Source organism: Terribacillus saccharophilus, from assembly GCF_002272075.1.
In the GTDB taxonomy this organism is placed as follows: domain Bacteria; phylum Bacillota; class Bacilli; order Bacillales; family Amphibacillaceae; genus Terribacillus; species Terribacillus saccharophilus_A.
Genome location: NZ_NPBJ01000016.1, coordinates 46,729 through 66,101, shown reverse-complemented (window position 1 = coordinate 66,101; position 19,373 = coordinate 46,729). Strand labels below are relative to the sequence as shown.

Here is a 19,373-nt window from a genome sequence, read left to right as displayed (position 1 = left end):
ATGCTGCCGGAGAAGTTGGTTCAGTTAGCCAAAGAAAGAATGGCTCCTTATCCGTGTGAAGGTTTCCTGCCTGGAAGAGGGCCGAAGCATCCGGTTCTTTTCTTTGTCGGAGAAGCGCCAGGGGAAACGGAGATACATAGCCTGGTGCCATTCAGCGGACGAGCTGGCAAGGAGCTGGATCTGTTTCTGGAGCGAGCTGCTGTAGAGAGATCAGAGATTTTTATTTCAAGCGCAGTCAGAAGCAGACCTTATCAATATAAGACGAAGCAAATACGCGGTGAGACCATCACGAAGAAATATAATCGAACCCCAACTAAGGCTGAAGTTCTTGCGCATGCGCCCGTTCTCGATTATGAAATTGCCCAAGCGGAACCTGAAGTTCTCGTGACTCTGGGGAGAATAGGCTGGGAACGGATAACTGGTTCGAAGGAGAAAATTACAGAAGTTGCTGGAAGGCTGATAGAACAGCCGATTCAGCAATTAAAGAGCTTGGAGGAGGATTCTTTCATCCTTTCCGAGAAGGTATATCGTATCTTCCCGACTTACCATCCAGCGTCCGTTTTTTATAATCCGGGCCTGCGACCGGTAATTGAAGAGCATGCCTATAAGATTCGCGAACTTTTGAACAGATAAGGAGAGATGTAATGGAAAAGGTCAACGGTAAAGTAATCGGGTTTGAATTGAACAGCCAAGATCCGGATAAGGCGGCGAGCTTCTACGCTAATGTTTTTGGCTGGAAGGTCGGTGCTCCAAATTGGGGTTATCATGAGGTTGAGACAGCTGGAGCAATTGATGGAGGAATCAGTAAAGGCCCACATGATTTTCCGCATGGGACAAGAATCCAGATTGAAGTGGAAGACTTGGATAAAGCCATTCAAGCTGCAAAAGAAGAAGGAGCAGTTGTTGTAAGAGAAAAGATGGATTTTGATTCTTTCTATCTCGCTTATCTGGTTGACCCGGTCGGAATCGGTATCGGACTTGTGCAGTCCAGATCCAAAGACCAGAAATAGCGGCTTAAGCGATAAATCCTTGTGCGAGGAAAAGGCACCTCACTCCAGGCTTTCTCACTTATTCCTTCGTTTCTAAGCGGTCTTTTCCGCTTTTCCATAAAAAAACAGGCGTATCAGCTGACTGATATGCCTGTTTTTTTTATTTTGCTGCTTTTTGCAGTTTAGTAATCATCTGCAGGGCACGACCTGTACCGATTGCAACAGATTCCAGTGGATTCGGAGCCAAATGAACAGGAACTGAGATTTCAGATGCAAGCCATTGCTGCATTCCTTTTAGCAATGCGCCTCCGCCAGTCAAGATGACACCGTGGTCAACGATATCTCCGCTTAGTTCTGGCGGGCAATCTTCTAATGTCATACGAATTGTTTCGAGGATCTGCTCCAATGATTCCTTAAGAGCTACTTGTACTTCCTTAGAAGAAATCCCGACAGTCTTCGGTAATCCTGTTACCATATCACGGCCGCGGACATCCATCATCAATTCATCATGGTCAATCAAAGCATAGCCGATTTCCATTTTAATTTGCTCTGCAGTTCTTTCTCCAATGAGGATATTGTACTGCTTGCGGATATATTGGATGATCTCCTCATCCATTGAATCCCCGCCGATGCGGACAGAACGGCAAGAAACAACGCCGCCGAATGAGATAATACCGACTTCACTTGTACCGCCGCCGATATCGACAATTACATTCGCAACGGGCTCATCTACAGGCAGGTCAGCTCCAATTGCTGCAGCTATTGGTTCTTCAATCAAGTGAACATGTTTAGCACCATACGATTTGACCGCATTATGTATAGCGCGTCTTTCTACGGAAGTACTTCCAGACGGTGTGCAGACAACGATGGTTGGTTTGCGAAGGGAAGAGCCCATCACTTTGCTCACTTTTTTCAGGATTTCTTTCAATAATTGAGCTGTTACATCATAGTCAGCGATTACGCCATCTTTTAAAGGACGAATTGGTACGATATTCTTAGGTGTTTTACCGACCATTTCTTTCGCTTCTGCTCCAACAGCAACAACGTTTTTTGTTTCCATATCAATCGCAACCACAGAAGGTTCATTCAATACGATTCCTTTTTGTTTTGTATACACAAGTATATTTGCAGTGCCAAGGTCTATTCCGATTTCGGGATTAGAAAACATTATATTTCCTCCAATAATGACATATTTCTACTATATTTATTCTCCCCCGTATAAAGCTTTATGGGGGTAGATCTGTCAAAGAGCTAAAAAGCCGCTAAGATTCGACATAATTTATTCTATCACCTGGTATAGAGGTGATAAAGAGATACCTTTATCCTAATTTGGGAGATTAAACTAATAAGTTTAGGAGAAAAGGATTATATGAGAGTAGTAAGCGTAAGTCAATTTACAGATTGATTACAAAAACTGAGGTATTGTTACAAAATCTAGGAGTAAAAAAGGGTGTCAATCCTAAATTACATCCAATAAATAGAAAGGACGCTGTTTATTGCTAGTTTCGTAGTCGATAAAATGGGTAAGATTTCGCATAAGAACTGACTTTTCACGAAGCTGTTTACGCTTGTATGCCTATTGGAAATTCTAGGCTGCAATATTACACAAAAACCCATGCTATGATGTTGCTGCAACAGAAAACACACATCTCGAAAGGAGCAACATCATGTTTAAGAAAGTATTAGTAACAACACTATCTACAGCTATCCTAGCAGGTGGCGCTTTGGCAGGAACAGCAAATGCTGCACCAGCTCAACCAACTAAAGAAGAAGCTCAAGTGCACGTAGCACAAGTAGTGAAAAGCGGATCTTTCTCTTCTATCGAAGATTTGAATAAATGGGTGAATGAATATCTATCAGCTTATAACATTCACATTAATACTGATAGCTTGCTAGCGAAGTACAATGTACAGCAGCCAGCTCAACAGGAGAAAGCGCAGACTCAAGCACCTAAGCAAGAGGAAGCGAAAGCACCTGCTTCTAATAAAGAAGAGCAAAAAGCAGCTCCTAAAAAAGAAGAAAAAGCTGAAGAGCAAGCAACTGAACAAAAAGCTCAAGCTCCAGCACAAAAACAAGAAACTGCTTCTGATAACAAGCAAACAGAAGAAAAACAAGCTACTGAAGGTCTAAGTGCATTCGAACAGCAAGTAGTGGACTTGACTAACAAAGAGCGTGAAAAAGCTGGTCTTAAAGCTTTAAAAGCTGATACTGAACTAAGCAAAGTAGCTCGTGCGAAATCCAAAGATATGGCTGACAATGGTTACTTCGATCACAACAGCCCAACTTACGGTTCTCCGTTCGATATGATGAAATCTTTCGGTATTTCTTATAAAACTGCAGGTGAAAACATCGCTCAAGGACAAAAGACTCCAGAAGAAGTCGTTGAAGCATGGATGAACAGCCAAGGTCACCGTGAGAATATCCTTAACCCTGATTACACTAATATCGGTGTAGGTTATGTAGAAAACGGTAACTACTGGACACAACAATTCATTGGTAAATAATTCAGATTATTGTATAATGAAAAGCAACCGATTATAATCGGTTGCTTTTCTTGTATATAGGGAGTGATTATATGGATCTGATTTCGCTGCTTGCGGAAGAACGAATCAAGCAGGCTGAAGCCAATGGAGAGTTCCGTAACCTTCCAGGAGCAGGAAAACCTTTGGAGCTGGAGGATTTATCAGGTGTACCGGAGGATATGCGGATGAGCTACAAAATTCTCAAGAATGCTGGATATATTCCGCCTGAAATGGAGCTGCAAAAAGAGATTGTAGCACTGCGCGATTTACTTCACGTTTGTACGAACGACACTGAACGAGCGTGTTACCGAAAGCGGATCAGCGAGAAAGAGATCCAATACGAAGCACTGCTTCAGAAGCTTAAGCGAAATTCGCCAGGCACTCTCAGTCAATATCGGGAACAAATCGAACATAAACTAACCTAACTAAATAATATTTTCTTATCACGAGAGGTGGAGGGACTGGCCCTTTGAAGCCTCGGCAGCAGGCAGTAATGTACTGTGCCAATTCCAGCAGACGACAAGTCTGACAGATAAGAGGAGCATTTTACCTTGGATAAGGAGCCTCTTCTGTAAAACGGAAGAGGCTTTTTTTACATAATTAGAGGAGTGGAGAACAATGACGAAACAAATTATCCTGCAAGCATTTGATATGACAGCCGCCAATCATAACGCCCATGGCTTATGGAAGCATCCGGAGAACAGAAGGCATCGGGAATATAAGTCGCTGGATTACTGGATAGAGCTTGCACGCCTTTTGGAAAAAGGAAAGTTTGATGCGATTTTCTTTGCAGATGTACTTGGTGTTTATGACGTATATGGAGGGGATGAAAAGGCAGCGCTGCGTGACGGAGTGCAAGTGCCGCTTAATGATCCAGCCTTCGTTATCCCGGCCATGGCAGCTGTGACGAAGCATTTGTCCTTCGCTGTCACTGTCAGTACATCTTATGAACAGCCATTTCATAATGCGCGTAAATTTTCGACGCTTGATCACCTGACAAATGGGCGTGTTGCTTGGAATATCGTTACATCCTATTTACCGAATGCTGCTCAGAATTTTGGGATGGATAAGATGGTTAAGCATGATGAACGTTACAGAATAGCTGATGAATTCCTAGAGGTTTCTTATAAGCTGCTAGAGGATAGCTGGGAAGAGGATGCTGTTATCTCGGATCCGGAAACAGGGGTTCTAGTGGATCCGGAAAAAGTTCACCGTATAAAACATAAGGGTACCTATTTCTCAGTAGAAGGGCCGCATGTGAGTGAGCCATCTCCGCAGCGTACACCTGTGCTTTACCAAGCAGGTACTTCGGAAAAAGGCAGGGATTTCGCAGCAAGACATGCTGAATGTGTTTTTGTCGGAGGACCTACACCAGAAAAAATCAACTATTACATCGAAGATATTAAAGCGCGGGCGGAGGCGTATGGCAGAAGCCGCGATGAAATTAAGGCGTTTACTTTCCTGCATGTCGTAGTGGCTGAAACGGAGGAGAAAGCTCTTGCAAAATATGATGAAGTTAAACATTATTGGAGCGCAGATGCTGCCAAGGCCCAATATGGCGGCTCTACTGGTTATGATTTGGCTTCTTATGAAAATGAAGAAGAGCTGTTCACATACAAGCACACAGAACAAGGTCAATCGCGAGCTGCTTATCTGACAAAGGATGCTGCCAAGCCATTTACAGTCAAAGAGATACAGGAAAAATTTAGCCAACCTGCTGAAATGGATATCATTATCGGCAGTCCTGAGCAAGTTGCGGACAAAATCGAGGATTTTTTTGTGCGAAGCGGAGTAGATGGCTTCAATCTGACACATTACATTACACCAAAAGATCTGCATGACTTTGTCGAATTAGTTGTACCTATCTTGCAGGAGCGAGGATTATATAAGAAGGATTATGCAGATGGAACATTCAGGGAGAAATTGTACGGACACCCGCATCTAGCTGCGGCACATCCTGCAAAACAAGGAAAGAGGCTGGGACAAAACTAGATAGCTCATCCCTAAAGGCGAACAATTTCTAGGTTGGAAGGGTTGAATTGCCGCTCCGGAAATACACTGCGCTTTCCGCGGGCGGCTGGAGATGCTCCTCGTGCTAACGCACTCCGGGGTCTCGCAATTTAAGTGAAAAAATCCGAACCTAAGCAAATTCACTGCTTCGTTCGGATTTTTGTTTGGCCAAAATACTATTCTCCCAGCCTCTTTTTTATTCCAAATAAGTCAGGGTTCCGCTTTTATTCTGAAAGGAAACTGTTGCAAGTGCACCATTAATCATTGTGAACTGCGGGGGCATATGCCCGATATCAGCATCAAAGATAATGGGCAGGCCAATTTCATCTGCAAATTCATGGATCATCTGTTTATCTGTATAATCCTCTGAAGGATTGCTCCGAGAAGGCCTGCCGATTAGTAAGCCACTTGCTCCATCGAACCAGTCGTGCTCCTTCAGATGCCAAAGATTCCGGTAAGCTTCTGCTGTATCCCAATCCAACCATTCCAAGTAGACGATTGTGTCTTCTTTAAAAGATTTTCGCCACTCCTTGATTGGTGCAAATTTCGTCCCGGCTATGGTCGTCAATGTATTCAGACAGCCGCCAATTAAGCGACCAGTAAAGGATACAGCTTCATTTGTCGTGGATTTCCATTCTGTACTGCTATCCAAATCGAAACCCGAAGGATTATCTAGTTCAAAAAGCGCGTCCCATGAAGATTGATACATAAGGGAGGAGTGCTGAACAACGTGTTTGCGGGATGGTGCCGATAATATCTTATGCCATTGCTTTGTCGTTTCATCGAGTGCTTCCATATTCAAATCAAAGAAATTAGTCGCATGGGCAGATGCAATATTCGTCTGGAGTGTATAGCTGCATAAAAGTGTGCTTGTGTCAGAATAACCAATCAGCCATGTCGGTTTGCTCTTGGATAGCTTGTCCCAATCCAGCCTAGGCAATACTTGTACAAGCAGCTCTCCGCCCCATGGCGGCATAATGGCATCAATTGCGGGATCGGTCAGATAGGTCATCAGCTCGTTTGCTCTAGTTTCAGCAGAACTGCTTCTTGCCGCTTGCTGTGTCCAGACAGTTTCTCCGATGACTACATGGGCACAGAGTTTTTCCAGCTGACTTTTAGCTTTATGTATTTTGTAATGCAATGGAGCAGGAACTCCGCTGGATGGAGCGGTAATTGCGAAGGTGGAGTTAAGAGTTAAAGCGCTTGGATAAATGGTCGACACTACTATCACCCTTTCCTTTTCCATATTATAGCATGGACACTGTCGTTTGAACCGTTGTTCTAGGGGGAATGGAATACCAGACATTCGCACATTTTCACATTTATAAAACGAGGGAGTTGAGTGAATGATAAATGTGTTGTTTATTTCTTTGGGCAATATCTGTCGCTCGCCGATGGCTGAGGCGATTTTCCGCAAACGGATAGAGGAAGCAAGTCTATCTGAATTTGTTACAGTCGACTCAGCTGGTATCGGTCACTGGCATGAAGGAAAGGAAATGCATCCTTCTGCTCGTGAGCTTCTCGGACAAAAGGGCATTTCGATAGTTAACCATCAGGCAAAGCAAATCCTGGCAGAGCACTTGGAAGCCTACGATTACATCATTGTGATGGATCAGCTTAATTTGCAGGATATATCTGCTATAGCTCCTGCTCATACGTCGCGTTATCAGCTTTTTTCAGATCTTCTTCCGGAGCGTGCTGGAGAGGATGTCGATGACCCATTCTTCACTGATGAATTTGAAGCTGTGTATGAGATGCTCGAGGCTGGGTGTGCGGAATTGTGCGAGACAATAAAACAACAGACAGAATGGAAGGAGCCGGTTTGATGAAAAGTAAATTCACGTTAGGTTTAACGATTGGTGCTACAGTCGGCGGCTTGATTTCGTTATGTGATGCACAGACTAGGGAGCATGTACGCGGCAATTTGATGCGTGCAGGTTCTGAAGCGGTGTTCTACCTTCGTAATCCAGGTGTTTTCGTGGAGGATGTTAAAACTTCCTACGCTCGAGTGGCGACCAGTGTATCTACTTCAGCTGATAAAGGCTTGAGAGGACTGGAGGAAGTCCAACATGCACTGCAGAAGGTAAGTAAGCTCGACGATCAGATCGAACTGCCAGCCGGACAGCGTCCGAAACAATTGGCAAGCGGTGGTAATACAGTAGCAGCCAGATAAAGAAAAGGCGGCTTTAGAGAGAGAAGGAGGAGGAACCATGGGGAGCTTTTTAAAACAGCTTGGGCAGAGAATCGGTAATGATGAAGTTACTGGATTGTCTGCCCAGCTGGCTTATTTTTTATTACTATCACTATTTCCGTTTATCATTTTTCTTGTATCCTTGATCGCATTCTTGCCGGTCAGTCAACAAGATATCATGAATACATTATCAACATTCGCACCTGATTCGACCATGGATTTGCTGGAAGAAAATATAACGGGTCTGGTCAATGATCGGAACGGCGGTCTATTGTCCATTGGTATCTTAGCAACACTCTGGTCGGCATCAAATGGTGTCAATGCCATCATACGTGCTTTGAATAAGGCATATGACGTCAATGAAGATAGATCCTTCATCGTAGCCAGAGGAGTAGCTGTAGTACTTACAATCGCTATGGTACTCGTCATCGCGGTAGCATTCTTACTGCCAATCTTCGGTAAATCAATCGGTATTTACATCTTTTCATTCTTCGGATTGGATGATGGTTTCCTAACTGTATGGGGTGCTTTGCGCTGGGTGATTTCTTTTGTAATATTCTTCATTGTATTGCTTGCATTATATGTACTAGCGCCAAGTAAGAAAATCTCGATCAAAGAATCGATGGTTGGAGCAGCCGTCGCGTCAATTGGCTGGATGCTTGCATCCCTGTTATTCTCCTTCTATGTTGATAACTTTGGCAATTATTCCGCGACATACGGTTCTCTTGGGGCAGTCATCGTCCTGATGATCTGGTTTTATCTTTCTGGCATTATCATCATCACTGGCGGTGAGATCAACGCCATGCTGGATGAGCGGAAGAAAGCGAAAACGGCTTCCTGATAAGGGAGCCGTTTTTTTTACCTTAAGAGTCGGAGTCCATTCAATATGACGAGGATTGTACTGCCTTCATGCCCGACCACACCGAGTGGTAAACCGAGATATTGACTGATATTAGCCAGTATAAGTAATAAAATGACGGAAACGGAGAAGATGACATTTTGCTTGATAATTTTCCGCATGCGCTTTGAAAGCTTGACGGCATCGGCTAGCTTACCTAAATCATTTTTAATCAGGACCATATCAGCTGTCTCCAGTGCAGCGTCGGTTCCATTGCCCATGGCAATTCCAACTTGAGCAGTAGCAAGGGCAGGGGCATCATTAATTCCATCGCCTACCATGGCTATTGTACCGTAGCTGCTTTCCAGTTTCTTGATTTCCGCAACCTTTTCATCAGGCAGGCAGTTGGCGCGATACATTGTAATACCTGCTTCTTTGGCAATAGCTTTTGCAGTCTGGTCGTTATCACCTGTAAGCATGATAGTGGAAATGCCAAGCTTGGATAAGGAACGGATAGCTGCTTTTGCCTCTGGTCTTATCGTATCCTGCAGAGCAAATACACCGGCTAATCCGTATTCGTTCTCGATATAAACAAGGGATTTGCCGGCAGCGGCCAATGCATTAGCTTGATCGGTTAAATCTTGATCAGCTGGATTCTGCATATAAGAAATTTTTCCGATCCGCCATTTCTGTCCCTGCCATATCCCATGCATTCCTTGCCCGGCAGTATCGGTTACTTGCTCCGCTTGGTTGATATTATCAGCATGTGCATAAGCAGCAACAGCTTTAGCTAGAGGATGTGAGGACTGAGATTGTATAGCATAAGCTGCTTTAAGCACAAGGGATGCTTCAGCAGTTTTGCTGACAAGAAAATCTGTGACAGATGGCTTCCCGACTGTTAAACTGCCTGTTTTATCGAATGCTACAGCTTTTACTCGTCCGAGTGTTTCCAGATGCGAACCACCTTTGACTAATATCCCGTTTCTTGCTCCTTTCGAGATAGCTGATAAGGTTGCTGGCATGACCGATGCTACCAGTGCACATGGAGAGGCGACGACAAGCAGGATCATGGCACGGTAAAATGACTCGGTAAATGACCAATTTGTTATAAAAGGTGGAACCAGGATGACGAGCAGAACTAACAGCAAAACAGTTTTGACATAGGGGCCTTCGAATCGCTCTATGAAATGCTGTGCGGGTGATTTTTGTTCCTGAGCCGTTTGCACCATCGTGATGATGCGTTGGAACAATGTTTCATCTGAGGGCTTTGTGACACGTATTTCCAATACTGCACTGCTATTGACAGTGCTGGCGAAAACTTCATGTCCTTCTGTTTTTGTTACTGGTATACCTTCTCCGGTAATGGCACTTTCGTCAATGCTTGTCGTTCCTTTTAAAATGATTCCATCAGCCGGAATACGTTGTCCAGGCAGTACGAGTATACGATCATCGACTTGAAGCTGATCAATAGAAATTCTCTCTTTCCTACCAGCGATTAATCTGGTTGCTTCATCTGGCTGTAGGGTTAGCAGTGCACGTAATTCCTGACTACTTCTATTCTCTGTATAAGTTTCTAAAGCACCAGAAAGGGCGAAAATGAAAATAAGCAAGGCACCTTCCAGCCAATGGCCGATAAAGCTTGCCCCTATAGCCGCGAAAATCATCAGCATCTCTACATTAAGTTTCCGTTCCGTAATAGTTTCTGTAATACCTTCCTTCGCTTTAAAGAATCCTCCGATGAGATATGCTGCAGTATAAAGAAAAGGTGCAGCTTCTGTTCCGTGGAAAGTGAAATAGGTGATGAGAATAAGGGCACCACTAACTAAAGCAGCAATTAGTTCTAAATGTTTTTTCATATGTTTATACCCTCCCTAGAAATATATATGTAGCTTGTTTATAATTATTATAATTTAATAGTAATTTCACTATATTCTATTGCTAGATTAAAATCAATATAAAAAAATAATAAATTTTATATAGATATATAACAGTTTAGAATTAAAAGTGAAACAGTTCAGAAAAATATTGAAATAGTGGAGATTACCTGTTATCTTTTAGGATATATTAAAATAAAACAAGGGGAGAGTGTGTGACTTCGTGAAGAAAAGATTAGGTATTATATGTAGTTTATTTGTAATTGTGCTTCTTTTGGGAGCTTGTGGAACAAATGGTGACAGCAACTCTGAAAGCGCTGGCAATGATAAGACGTGGGAAAAGATTCAGGAGTCAGGTAAACTCGTTGTTGGTACATCTGGTACATTATTTGCAGCTTCTTATTATCCTGATGGTTCTGATGAGCTTACAGGATATGACGTGGAAGTAGTTAGGGAAATTGCAAAGCGTCTGGATTTGGAAGTGGAATTTAAGACTTCCGACTTCAATAACATGCTTGCTTCTGTACAAAACGGAAGAATTGATGTAGCAGCAAATGATATTGAGATTACTGATGAAAGAAAAGAGCAATTCGCTTTCTCGGAGCCGTATAAGTATTCCTATACATCCATGATCGTACGGAAAGATGATTTGTCTGGTATTCACAGCTTGACGGATTTAAAAGGAAAACGTGCTGGAGGAGAAGCTTCAACAAATCACAGTAAGGTTGCAGAGCAGCTTGGAGCAGAGGTTGTGACATATAGCAATGCAACAAATGATGTGTACTTGCGTGATGTGGATAATGGAAGGACAGACCTAATCATTAATGACTTTTATTTGCAGTCTTTGGCATTGCAGGCTTTTCCTGATTTCAACATCATGATTCACCCGGATTTCAAATTTGACCAAATTGAACAAGGTGCGATTCTTTCGAAAGATGCCCCAGAGCTTAAAAAACAAATGGACAAGGCTCTTGACGAAATGCGGGAAGATGGTACATTGTCTAAGTTGTCAGAGGAATTCTATGGCGGAGCGGATGTTTCACAGAAGCCAGATGAAGAATTACCAACAGTAGATGAATTGCTGGAACAAGAAGGCAATAAGTGATTCGAAAAAGGAGAAACATTATAATGAAGAAACGATTACTTGTATTTTGCAGCTTGCTGGCTGTGCTTGTTTTAAGTGCTTGCGGTTCTTCTAACGATGATAGTGCTGAGCAAGCATCGGAAGATAAAGTATGGGAAGCTATTCAAGACTCCGGAAAAATTACAGTTGGAACGTCTGGAACTTTGTATCCGGCAAGCTATTATCCGGAAGGTTCGGATGACATTACTGGATATGATGTAGAGGTAATCAAAGAAATCGCGAAACGTCTGGATTTGGAAGTGGAATTCAAGACTTCTGATTTTAATAACATGCTCGCTTCGGTCCAAAACGGACGAGTTGATCTTGCTGCCAATGATATTGGTGTGACGGATGAGCGGAAGGGAAAATTCGCGTATAGTGAACCGTACAAGTATTCCTACACAACAATGATTGTCCGTAAAGATGACCTTTCCGGCATCAATTCATTAGAGGATTTGAAAGGTAAAAAGGCTGGCGGTGAGGCAACGACTGGCTATAGTGAAATTGCTGAGGAATTAGGTGCTGAAGTAGTAGCGTATGGGAATACAACAAATGATGTTTATTTACGTGATGTCGATAATGGACGTACAGATTTAATCATCAATGATTATTATCTTCAATCCTTGGCGCTGCAAGCATTCTCGGACTTCAATATAACGATCCATCCTGATTTTAAATTCGATGAAACAGCCAATGCTGCAATTATGCCGAAGGAAGCAACGGAGTTAAAGAAACAAGTGGACAAGGTTCTGAGTGAAATGAGGGAAGACGGTACGTTGACGAAGCTATCCGAGGAATTCTTCGGTGGTGCAGATGTTTCAAAGCAGCCGGATGAGGATATTCCAACAGTGGATGAGGTATTGGAACAACAGCAGGAAGAAGAGAAATGATACCATTTGAGCTGGTGGATATCGGCAAATTTTTTGATGCGGAATTAGCTTGGGAGAACCTTCCTTTCATACTTGAAGGATTGCCAATGACGATAGCAGTTGCTTTCGCTGGTATGGCTATGGGACTGCTTCTCGGGTTTTTCCTTGCGATTGGTCGAAGTTCGAGATTCTTTCTCCTTCGATGGCCTGCACGGTTTTATATTTCCTTTATGCGCGGGACGCCGATATTGGTGTTTTTGTTCATCCTGTATCAAGGATTACCAGTTGTACAGATTAGGCTGGATGCTTTTACCTGTGCTGTTCTTGCTTTCGGATTGAATAGTGCGGCTTATATTGCCGAGGTAAACAGAGGGGCGCTGAACAGTATTGCTTATGGCCAATGGGAGTCCTCCTATGCGCTTGGTCTTAACTACTGGCAGACATTGACTCGGGTCATTGTCCCGCAAGCAGCGCGAGTAGCAATGCCGCCGCTTACAAATGTATTCCTTGATTTGGTGAAAGCAACGAGTCTGGCAGCAGTCATTACGGTGCCGGAAATGTTCCAAAAGGCGCAGATTGTAGCTGGCCGTACTTTTGACTCCATGACAATGTACATTACGGTGGCGCTTGTATATTGGCCGCTTTGTATTATTATTTCTTATTTCCAGGAACGTCTGGAGAAGCGATTCTCCCGATACATCAATTAAAAAGGGATGTGCCCAGTGGGCGCATCCCTTTTTACTGTTCCGCTACAACAGCATGTTTGGTGAAAATCGCGTGAACGAGCAGTGTTGCAAAGATACCAGCGAAAATGACCGTCATGATGAAAAAGAAACTGAGATGTGGCATTTTCTCGATAAATACCCCACTGATGTAAGGTCCGCCAAGACTCCCGATACTAAAGGTTATACTGCAAAGCAAATTGCCTGTCGGAAGCAAATGCCTAGGAGTTAAATCTGTCATATAGCTTATCCCAAGCGAGAAGGTGGACCCTAAGGACATACCAGCTGCAAATAAACAGATGAACAGGGCAATATAATGCTGTTCTGTAAATGCGGCAGTTCCAAAAAAGACTGTCCCAAGAAGTATTACCGTCAAAAGTGTGTACTTCCGTCCAAATTTATCGCTGAGCATACCAAGCGGTATCTGAAAAACGATTCCGCCAATGGCGAATCCGGTAAGCAAGATGGATACTTCCGACACACCGATGTCCTGGCGTAAGCCATAGATAGGAAAGCTTCCGTTCAAAGAAGATTCCAAGAAGCCATAGCCAAGCGGCGGCAGGAAAGCGACCCATGCATATTTCAAGGTCGAGCCGAACCGCTTCAGAAGTCCTTGCTGCTGTGCGGATTGTGTGTTTTCTTCCGTTGGAAACTCATTCCGCAGCTGGAAAAGAGTGACCCAAGCGATCAAACAAAGAGCACCAGATAAAATGAATGGCAAAGATTCTGAAACTTTAACAAGTGAAGTCATAAGCGGACCGACAGCAAAGCCAATTCCAAAGAAAAGTCCATAAATCGAAATATTCCGACCTCGTACTTTTTCAGGCGATGATGATGTAATCCATGTCTGTGTGCCGAAATGAAGGGCATTGTCACCAATACCAATCAACAGACGCAGAACAAACCAGAACCAAAATGACTTCCATAATGGAAAAGCGAGAAGTGCTACGACGACGATTAGCCCACCTGCCATAATGACTGGCCGATAACCGAATTTACGCAACGGAGCTTCCATGAATGGCGATACAAGTAAGATACCGATGTAGATGGCAACTGCATTAAGACCATTCATAGATGAGGAAAGGCCATCCTGTTCGAATATGATGGCAATCAGCGGAAGCAGCAGCCCTTGGCTAAAACCGGAGACTGCGACAATACTGACTAAAATCCAAAAACTGTACGCATTTCTCATATGTCTATTACCCCTGTATGTAAGATGATTTCCCAATCCTACTGTATAGTTTTTCCTTGTTTTGGTCAATCGGACTGATTAGGTTAGAAAATTATACAAGAGGGAATACAATGCATAAAGAATTCGCAAGGGGATGAGGAAATTGAAGCTGACAATGAAGCAGCATGGATTTCGTATCGAACTACCACATCAAACTTTGGATATAGACGGAAATGAGCTATTCGGTATCCGGCCTTATCAGCTAATGGTTTCCTCGATAGCAGGCTGCAGTGCGTCTGTTTTTCGTAAAATCATGGATAAACAGCGGCTGGAAATTGATGATATGGAAGTGTCAGCAGAAGTAGAGCGGGATGAAATGGCAGCAAACCGTATTTCTAGGATCACGTTGACTTTCGTTGTACGCGGTTTTCATCTGGACAAAGAGCAGTTGGAGAAGAACCTCCAGCTTGCACACAACAACTGTTCAATGGTGCAAACAGTTAAAGATAGTATCGAGATCGAAGAAAGATTGGAAGTAATTCATTTGAACCATTATTAAATGTATAGGATAGCCCCTGACTTCAGATACTAGGAAAAAATCTGAAAGGCGGGGCTTTTCTTTATGAAATATGCTAGAATCCTCATAGCAATCATGGCACTGGCTTTGCTGACTCTTCCTTTCTCCATAGCCGGGAAAGCTGAGAATGTACAGAAGAAAGATACGGAAATACCAAATCATGTATTGAATATTTCGAAGGAAAATACTTATCCGAACTCAAACAAGGATCAAATTGTACTAGAACCTAGTGAGCTTGTCAGAGAACTAACGGAAGACAGTGCTATTGTCATCCAGAATCCAGAACTGATTCGAATACTCAATGAATCGACGCTGAAACCATCTCCACTTGCGATTGGGTACCGAGGCATGATTTATATGGGGCATTGGCCGCTCGAATACCAGTCTGCAGAAACAAATATCAACTGGCAGTATCAAAAAGTGAATACGAACCAGCTAAGCAATGCAGGTGGAGAATCGGCGAAACAAATGAATTATGAACAGCAGGAAGAGCGCTACGTGAAAGGCGGGCTTACAGCTGAAATCGATAACCCTAGAGATATCAAGCTGATGATGCTGCAGCAGGCTCAGAAGAACACAAAGCTTCCGCTTTCCTTCCAAACAGTAATAGGAAAAGGCACGAATAAGGAAAATGCATACGGTGTGCCTTTGAATAAATCCGGTATTCTTACTGCGTACGCACCGGCAGTTAATGAAAAAGGTACAATCACTTTCGGGGAAGTTTATCTTGAGTTAAAAGGATCAAGAAAGCAGATTGTTGTTAAAAATGTTACCAAACAGGGAATTGGAGCTTGGATTCCGATTCAAGATCATCTGTCTTTCACCTTCAACGTACAATAACGAACAGTGCTGTGGTATACTGGAGCCAGATAATGCGGTAAAGGGGTTTTATCTTTGGCAACGAGTAAAGTTGATGATTTGAAGCAGCGTCTGTCTGCATTCATGGATTATTTGGATAGTATCGAACCGGAAGAGACTTCTTTAGAGGAAATTGATGAAATGCTCCGGATGCTCGATGAAATGGAAAATAAACTAAAATAAGACCGTGCTGATGCGCGGTCTTTTCTATTTTTTACACCGCATAGGTGACGTCGATTTGGCACAATCTATCCGTAAGGAGAGTGTGCCATATGCGATGGAAATCAATAATGCTGCTGTTATGTCTGCTGCTGGTCACACCATCGTTTGCATCTGCAGAAAGCCCCGTCAGCTATGGGTGGGGATTTGTTAAGAGCAAGGATGGCAGTATACCTGAAATCGGCAAATACGGGCAGCTTTTGAATGAATATCACAGCTATTATCTAGATGATTCTGGTGAGAAAACAGTATATATCACATTTGATAACGGCTATGAACAAGGTTATACAGGAGATATCCTGGATGTATTGAAGAAGCACGATGTCCCAGCTGCTTTCTTTATTACAGGTCACTATGTATCATCAGCGCCTGATCTGGTTAAAAGGATGGTCGACGAAGGACATATTGTCGGTAATCACTCATATCATCACCCAGATCTGACGAAGGTTTCTAAAGAAAAGATGCAGCGGGAGCTTGAGATGCTGGAGGATGCTGTGGCGGATTTGACGGATCAGGACGATATGCACTATTTGCGGGCACCCCGCGGTACTTTTAGTGCCCGTTCACTGAAATGGTCTGAAGATCTTGGCTATACAAATGTATTCTGGTCACTTGCCTATGCAGATTGGAAAACTGGCGAACAGAAAGGCTGGCAGTACGCATATGATCAAGTGATGGCCCAAATGCATCCAGGAGCAGTTGTCTTACTGCATTCTGTATCCGAGGATAATGCTATTGCATTGGAAAAACTGATCATTGAATTGAAGAAGCAAGGGTACTCCTTCCGTACGCTGGATGACTTGGTCAAACAAGATATCCTACCGAAAGCCATTACGCAATTTTAAGCTGATCTAAATAGGATCAGCTTTTTTATTTTGTTTGGATGATAGCATGAACAATTTCCATGAAGTAGTCATGCCATGTTTTTTTAGATGTGTCCTTCATCGTTTTCCCCTTTCTGCAAATAACTGCGCAGCCATGCCACTTCAGCTAAGGCTTTTTGGTCAAAGCGTACATCACCGGGTTTGTTACCTTCTGCCAAGACATAATGTTGAAAAGGAATGCCAAGAAAGTCGAATATCTGATGAAACTGTAAGATCAAAGGTAAGCCTTTGATGCGTGGTCGATCACCGCCGACTGCTAATATGATTGCTTCCCTTGGTTTTTGATTTATGAAAGCAGGCTGTCTGAAAACATGACTAAGTCGATCGAGAAGCACTTTTAGCTTTCCTGGTATACCGAACCAATAAATCGGTGCAGCAATAACGATTACATCGTGCTCTAGCAGAAAATCCAGTAAGATCTGTGTACTCTCATCAAGCGATGCTGGTATAGGCTCATGACGGAAATCTTCAAAGTCTGTCAGAGATAATTCTGTAATATCAAGTATTTTGTGTGCCGTACCTTTTATAAGTATGTCAGCAAGTTTTCTGCTGTTGCTTTTTGTACGGCTACTGCCAAGTATCAATCCGATGGACAAGCAACCACGCCCTTTCCAATATTTATATAAAAAGTGTATACTGCACTCATACATAGGAAAAGCTGAATAATTTGATTATTATGATCGGAAAAAGCGATTTAGGGAGTGTGTGCTTTGCAAATAAACAATTTGAAGACCTTTGCTGTAGCGGCAGAAACACTTAATTTCACCAAGACAGCTCAACTGCTCGATTACGCTCAGTCGAGTGTGACCGCACAAATTAAAGCGCTGGAAAAGGAATATGGTGTAGACTTATTTCAGCGTCTTGGAAAGAGGATTTATTTGACCGAAGCGGGAATGAAAATGCAGAGCTATGCTAAGAGAATGCTGGCTTTGCATGAGGAAATGCGACAGGAATTTGAAGAGGAGCAAGAGGAGAAAGGTACACTTCTAATCGGCGCATGTGAGAGTCAATGCATCTACCGATTGCCTGAGCTCCTTCGCTTTATTCGCAATCAGTATCCGCAGGTACAGGTCATACTGAAACCTGTTCCATCTAGTAAAACCTCGGAAAAGATGCTCCAAGAAGGTGAGTTGGATTTAGCCTTTATTATGGAGCGGGACGACCAGCATAATGGTTTATTGGAGGCAGTCTCTCTATTTCAAGAGAAAATCGTTCTGATAAGCTCCCCAAGCCATTCGCTTGCAGTTCACCCTTCCAATAGCCTGGCGGAGGTGATGCAGCATCCTTTGATCTTGACGGAGAAAGGCTGTGCTTATCGAACGGAATTGGAACAGGCATTACAAAATCAGAGTTTGCATCCAGAAAATATAATTGAATTCGGCAGTATAGAAGCCATCAAACAATGCGTAATGGCTGGTTTAGGTTTATCGTATTTGCCTCTCATGACAGTGGAGAAAGAATTGCAAACAGGTGAATTGAGCGCTGTACATCTGGATGAACCGATCACCCAGCCTACTACGAAGCTCCTTTGGCATAAGAATAAGCGCTTGTCGAAAGTGATGCATGATGTAATTGATTTTGCAATAAAACAAATAGGATAGGAGATGCTACTGATGTGGGAAAAACAGCTTACAGGAACACATACATACGATTATCATTATTTGATGAAAAGATGGAGTATGGATCAGCTGAATGTTGTTGATACAGAAGAGCATTTGATGAAGCTTCCTGTTGTATTAGGGGATGGTTCGCAGCATATTGTCGTGCTCCAGTTCAGCGGAAAAATCACATCCCCTGTTGTTAAAGTGTCTTCTGCAGATTCTTCAAGGCAGGAGGACATACTAACTTGGGTGGAAAACTGGCTCCAATGGGATATTGATCTTGCAGGGGTAGCCGCTCATTTTGTCGGTTCTGATTTGGAGCGGCTTTTTTATGCACATGCAGGAACGCCTATCGTAAAAGATACTGATTTATATTATTGTTTGATGAAAACAATCATCCATCAGCAACTGAATTTGAAGTTTGCTTACACACTAACAAATCGTTTCGTGGAAGCATTCGGAACTAAAGAGGATGATATCTGGTTTTATCCCTCACCGGAGAGAATTGCTTCCCTCGAGTATGACGACTTAAGAAAGATGCAGTTTTCGCAGAGAAAAGCTGAATATGTCATTGATACAAGCCGCCTTATGATAGAAGGAAAGCTAGATCTCGCACAGCTTGCTGCTTTATCTAATGAGGAAATAGCTGCAGAGCTAACGAAGATTCGGGGGCTTGGAAGCTGGTCTGCGCAAAACTGGATGTTGTTTGGGTTGGGACGTGCTGATTTATTACCAGCTGCTGATATCGGGGTACAAAATGCGCTAAAATTCTATGACGAACTCGCAGAAAAGCCTACGCCATCAGCAATACATACGCGGGGAGAAGGATGGGCTCCTTACCGCAGTTATGCGACTATGACGCTTTGGAGAAGTATTGAGACCTGATACTAATATCAAGTTTTATAATTTGGTAACAATTATTGCT

The 19,373-nt window shown here is 43.1% G+C and carries 22 protein-coding genes and 1 riboswitch; of the genes, 17 read left to right on the top strand and 5 right to left on the bottom strand.

Annotated features, from left to right (window positions below; translation table 11 throughout):
* Window positions 1–633, top strand: coding sequence for a uracil-DNA glycosylase (locus CHH48_RS08590; RefSeq protein ID WP_095218732.1), 633 nt, complete (start codon window positions 1–3; stop codon window positions 631–633).
* 11 nt (window positions 634–644) lie between these two features.
* On the top strand, window positions 645–1,010 hold the full coding sequence (locus tag CHH48_RS08585; protein WP_095218731.1) for a VOC family protein: 366 nt from the start codon (window positions 645–647) through the stop codon (window positions 1,008–1,010).
* A gap of 139 nt (window positions 1,011–1,149) precedes the next feature.
* Here CHH48_RS08585 and mreBH read toward each other — a convergent pair whose 3' ends face one another.
* Window positions 1,150–2,157, bottom strand: coding sequence for a rod-share determining protein MreBH (gene mreBH, locus CHH48_RS08580; RefSeq protein ID WP_095218730.1), 1,008 nt, complete (start codon window positions 2,155–2,157; stop codon window positions 1,150–1,152).
* Window positions 2,158–2,656: 499 nt separating this feature from the next.
* Between mreBH and CHH48_RS08575 the strand changes: the two genes are divergently transcribed.
* The 3 genes from CHH48_RS08575 to CHH48_RS08565 all read left to right on the top strand — a co-directional run bounded on the left by CHH48_RS08575 (window position 2,657) and on the right by CHH48_RS08565 (window position 5,503).
* Complete coding sequence (locus tag CHH48_RS08575; protein WP_095218729.1) at window positions 2,657–3,493, top strand: CAP domain-containing protein; 837 nt, start codon at window positions 2,657–2,659, stop codon at window positions 3,491–3,493.
* A gap of 71 nt (window positions 3,494–3,564) precedes the next feature.
* Window positions 3,565–3,936 carry a J-domain-containing protein gene (locus tag CHH48_RS08570; RefSeq protein WP_095218728.1) on the top strand — a complete coding sequence of 124 codons (372 nt, stop codon included), beginning with the start codon at window positions 3,565–3,567 and terminating at the stop codon, window positions 3,934–3,936.
* 12 nt (window positions 3,937–3,948) lie between these two features.
* Window positions 3,949–4,050: riboswitch (SAM riboswitch) on the top strand.
* A 79-nt stretch (window positions 4,051–4,129) separates the two neighbouring features.
* Window positions 4,130–5,503: an LLM class flavin-dependent oxidoreductase gene (locus CHH48_RS08565; RefSeq protein WP_095218727.1), complete on the top strand. Its 1,374-nt coding sequence runs from the start codon at window positions 4,130–4,132 to the stop codon at window positions 5,501–5,503.
* A gap of 214 nt (window positions 5,504–5,717) precedes the next feature.
* Here the strand turns inward: CHH48_RS08565 and CHH48_RS08560 are convergent, their stop codons facing one another.
* Window positions 5,718–6,743 (bottom strand): S66 family peptidase, encoded by a 1,026-nt coding sequence (locus CHH48_RS08560; RefSeq protein WP_176466407.1) that lies wholly within the window; start codon window positions 6,741–6,743, stop codon window positions 5,718–5,720.
* Between the two features lie 124 nt (window positions 6,744–6,867).
* On the opposite strand from CHH48_RS08560, the gene CHH48_RS08555 reads away from it, so the two are divergent.
* The 3 genes from CHH48_RS08555 to CHH48_RS08545 are packed head-to-tail and all read left to right on the top strand — an operon-like array spanning window position 6,868 to window position 8,553.
* Window positions 6,868–7,347 (top strand): low molecular weight protein-tyrosine-phosphatase, encoded by a 480-nt coding sequence (locus CHH48_RS08555; protein WP_095218725.1) that lies wholly within the window; start codon window positions 6,868–6,870, stop codon window positions 7,345–7,347.
* Window positions 7,347–7,694: a hypothetical protein gene (locus CHH48_RS08550; protein ID WP_095218724.1), complete on the top strand. Its 348-nt coding sequence runs from the start codon at window positions 7,347–7,349 to the stop codon at window positions 7,692–7,694. Before CHH48_RS08555 ends, CHH48_RS08550 begins: the two co-directional genes overlap by 1 nt.
* 37 nt (window positions 7,695–7,731) lie before the next feature.
* Window positions 7,732–8,553 carry a YihY/virulence factor BrkB family protein gene (locus CHH48_RS08545; protein ID WP_095218723.1) on the top strand — a complete coding sequence of 274 codons (822 nt, stop codon included), beginning with the start codon at window positions 7,732–7,734 and terminating at the stop codon, window positions 8,551–8,553.
* A 17-nt stretch (window positions 8,554–8,570) separates the two neighbouring features.
* Here CHH48_RS08545 and CHH48_RS08540 read toward each other — a convergent pair whose 3' ends face one another.
* Window positions 8,571–10,406, bottom strand: coding sequence for a heavy metal translocating P-type ATPase (locus tag CHH48_RS08540; RefSeq protein WP_095218722.1), 1,836 nt, complete (start codon window positions 10,404–10,406; stop codon window positions 8,571–8,573).
* Window positions 10,407–10,647: 241 nt separating this feature from the next.
* On the opposite strand from CHH48_RS08540, the gene CHH48_RS08535 reads away from it, so the two are divergent.
* Genes CHH48_RS08535 through CHH48_RS08525 form a run of 3 tightly spaced genes read left to right on the top strand, consistent with a single transcriptional unit; the run spans window position 10,648 to window position 13,123 of the window.
* A complete protein-coding gene (locus tag CHH48_RS08535) occupies window positions 10,648–11,529 on the top strand; it encodes a transporter substrate-binding domain-containing protein (RefSeq protein ID WP_095218721.1) in 882 nt (293 codons plus the stop codon).
* Between the two features lie 23 nt (window positions 11,530–11,552).
* Complete coding sequence (locus tag CHH48_RS08530) at window positions 11,553–12,437, top strand: transporter substrate-binding domain-containing protein (protein WP_095218720.1); 885 nt, start codon at window positions 11,553–11,555, stop codon at window positions 12,435–12,437.
* Window positions 12,434–13,123 (top strand): amino acid ABC transporter permease, encoded by a 690-nt coding sequence (locus CHH48_RS08525; RefSeq protein ID WP_095218719.1) that lies wholly within the window; start codon window positions 12,434–12,436, stop codon window positions 13,121–13,123. Before CHH48_RS08530 ends, CHH48_RS08525 begins: the two co-directional genes overlap by 4 nt.
* Before the next feature lie 31 nt (window positions 13,124–13,154).
* Here the strand turns inward: CHH48_RS08525 and CHH48_RS08520 are convergent, their stop codons facing one another.
* Window positions 13,155–14,330, bottom strand: a complete 1,176-nt coding sequence (locus CHH48_RS08520) for an MFS transporter (RefSeq protein WP_095218718.1) — start codon at window positions 14,328–14,330, stop codon at window positions 13,155–13,157.
* A gap of 142 nt (window positions 14,331–14,472) precedes the next feature.
* Between CHH48_RS08520 and CHH48_RS08515 the strand changes: the two genes are divergently transcribed.
* From CHH48_RS08515 to pdaA, 4 genes are all read left to right on the top strand, one after another.
* Window positions 14,473–14,868: an OsmC family protein gene (locus CHH48_RS08515; RefSeq protein WP_095218717.1), complete on the top strand. Its 396-nt coding sequence runs from the start codon at window positions 14,473–14,475 to the stop codon at window positions 14,866–14,868.
* Window positions 14,869–14,931: 63 nt separating this feature from the next.
* The gene (locus tag CHH48_RS08510) at window positions 14,932–15,726 is read left to right on the top strand and encodes a YfkD famly protein (protein ID WP_095218716.1); all 795 of its coding nucleotides are present in this window, start codon (window positions 14,932–14,934) and stop codon (window positions 15,724–15,726) included.
* Window positions 15,727–15,780: 54 nt separating this feature from the next.
* Window positions 15,781–15,927 carry an SE1561 family protein gene (locus tag CHH48_RS19490; protein ID WP_164072015.1) on the top strand — a complete coding sequence of 49 codons (147 nt, stop codon included), beginning with the start codon at window positions 15,781–15,783 and terminating at the stop codon, window positions 15,925–15,927.
* Between the two features lie 89 nt (window positions 15,928–16,016).
* Window positions 16,017–16,808 carry a delta-lactam-biosynthetic de-N-acetylase gene (pdaA, locus tag CHH48_RS08505; RefSeq protein ID WP_095218715.1) on the top strand — a complete coding sequence of 264 codons (792 nt, stop codon included), beginning with the start codon at window positions 16,017–16,019 and terminating at the stop codon, window positions 16,806–16,808.
* A gap of 83 nt (window positions 16,809–16,891) precedes the next feature.
* Here pdaA and CHH48_RS08500 read toward each other — a convergent pair whose 3' ends face one another.
* The gene (locus CHH48_RS08500; RefSeq protein ID WP_176466408.1) at window positions 16,892–17,443 is read right to left on the bottom strand and encodes a flavodoxin family protein; all 552 of its coding nucleotides are present in this window, start codon (window positions 17,441–17,443) and stop codon (window positions 16,892–16,894) included.
* 114 nt (window positions 17,444–17,557) lie between these two features.
* On the opposite strand from CHH48_RS08500, the gene CHH48_RS08495 reads away from it, so the two are divergent.
* Together CHH48_RS08495 and CHH48_RS08490 are read left to right on the top strand one after the other, a co-directional pair.
* Window positions 17,558–18,448: a LysR family transcriptional regulator gene (locus CHH48_RS08495; protein ID WP_176466409.1), complete on the top strand. Its 891-nt coding sequence runs from the start codon at window positions 17,558–17,560 to the stop codon at window positions 18,446–18,448.
* 12 nt (window positions 18,449–18,460) lie between these two features.
* A complete protein-coding gene (locus CHH48_RS08490) occupies window positions 18,461–19,333 on the top strand; it encodes a DNA-3-methyladenine glycosylase family protein (protein WP_095218712.1) in 873 nt (290 codons plus the stop codon).
* Window positions 19,334–19,373: the final 40 nt, after the last annotated feature.

Bases quoted from the DNA above. Each gene is read 5' to 3' on its own strand.
- CHH48_RS08590 (WP_095218732.1), top strand. From the start codon at position 1: ATGCTGCCGGAGAAGTTGGTTCAGTTAGCCAAAGAAAGAATGGCTCCT.
- CHH48_RS08585 (WP_095218731.1), top strand. From the start codon at position 645: ATGGAAAAGGTCAACGGTAAAGTAATCGGGTTTGAATTGAACAGCCAA.
- mreBH (WP_095218730.1), bottom strand. From the start codon at position 2,157: ATGTTTTCTAATCCCGAAATCGGAATAGACCTTGGCACTGCAAATATA.
- CHH48_RS08575 (WP_095218729.1), top strand. From the start codon at position 2,657: ATGTTTAAGAAAGTATTAGTAACAACACTATCTACAGCTATCCTAGCA.
- CHH48_RS08570 (WP_095218728.1), top strand. From the start codon at position 3,565: ATGGATCTGATTTCGCTGCTTGCGGAAGAACGAATCAAGCAGGCTGAA.
- CHH48_RS08565 (WP_095218727.1), top strand. From the start codon at position 4,130: ATGACGAAACAAATTATCCTGCAAGCATTTGATATGACAGCCGCCAAT.
- CHH48_RS08555 (WP_095218725.1), top strand. From the start codon at position 6,868: ATGATAAATGTGTTGTTTATTTCTTTGGGCAATATCTGTCGCTCGCCG.
- CHH48_RS08550 (WP_095218724.1), top strand. From the start codon at position 7,347: ATGAAAAGTAAATTCACGTTAGGTTTAACGATTGGTGCTACAGTCGGC.
- CHH48_RS08545 (WP_095218723.1), top strand. From the start codon at position 7,732: ATGGGGAGCTTTTTAAAACAGCTTGGGCAGAGAATCGGTAATGATGAA.
- CHH48_RS08540 (WP_095218722.1), bottom strand. From the start codon at position 10,406: ATGAAAAAACATTTAGAACTAATTGCTGCTTTAGTTAGTGGTGCCCTT.
- CHH48_RS08530 (WP_095218720.1), top strand. From the start codon at position 11,553: ATGAAGAAACGATTACTTGTATTTTGCAGCTTGCTGGCTGTGCTTGTT.
- CHH48_RS08525 (WP_095218719.1), top strand. From the start codon at position 12,434: ATGATACCATTTGAGCTGGTGGATATCGGCAAATTTTTTGATGCGGAA.
- CHH48_RS08520 (WP_095218718.1), bottom strand. From the start codon at position 14,330: ATGAGAAATGCGTACAGTTTTTGGATTTTAGTCAGTATTGTCGCAGTC.
- CHH48_RS08510 (WP_095218716.1), top strand. From the start codon at position 14,932: ATGAAATATGCTAGAATCCTCATAGCAATCATGGCACTGGCTTTGCTG.
- pdaA (WP_095218715.1), top strand. From the start codon at position 16,017: ATGCGATGGAAATCAATAATGCTGCTGTTATGTCTGCTGCTGGTCACA.
- CHH48_RS08490 (WP_095218712.1), top strand. From the start codon at position 18,461: ATGTGGGAAAAACAGCTTACAGGAACACATACATACGATTATCATTAT.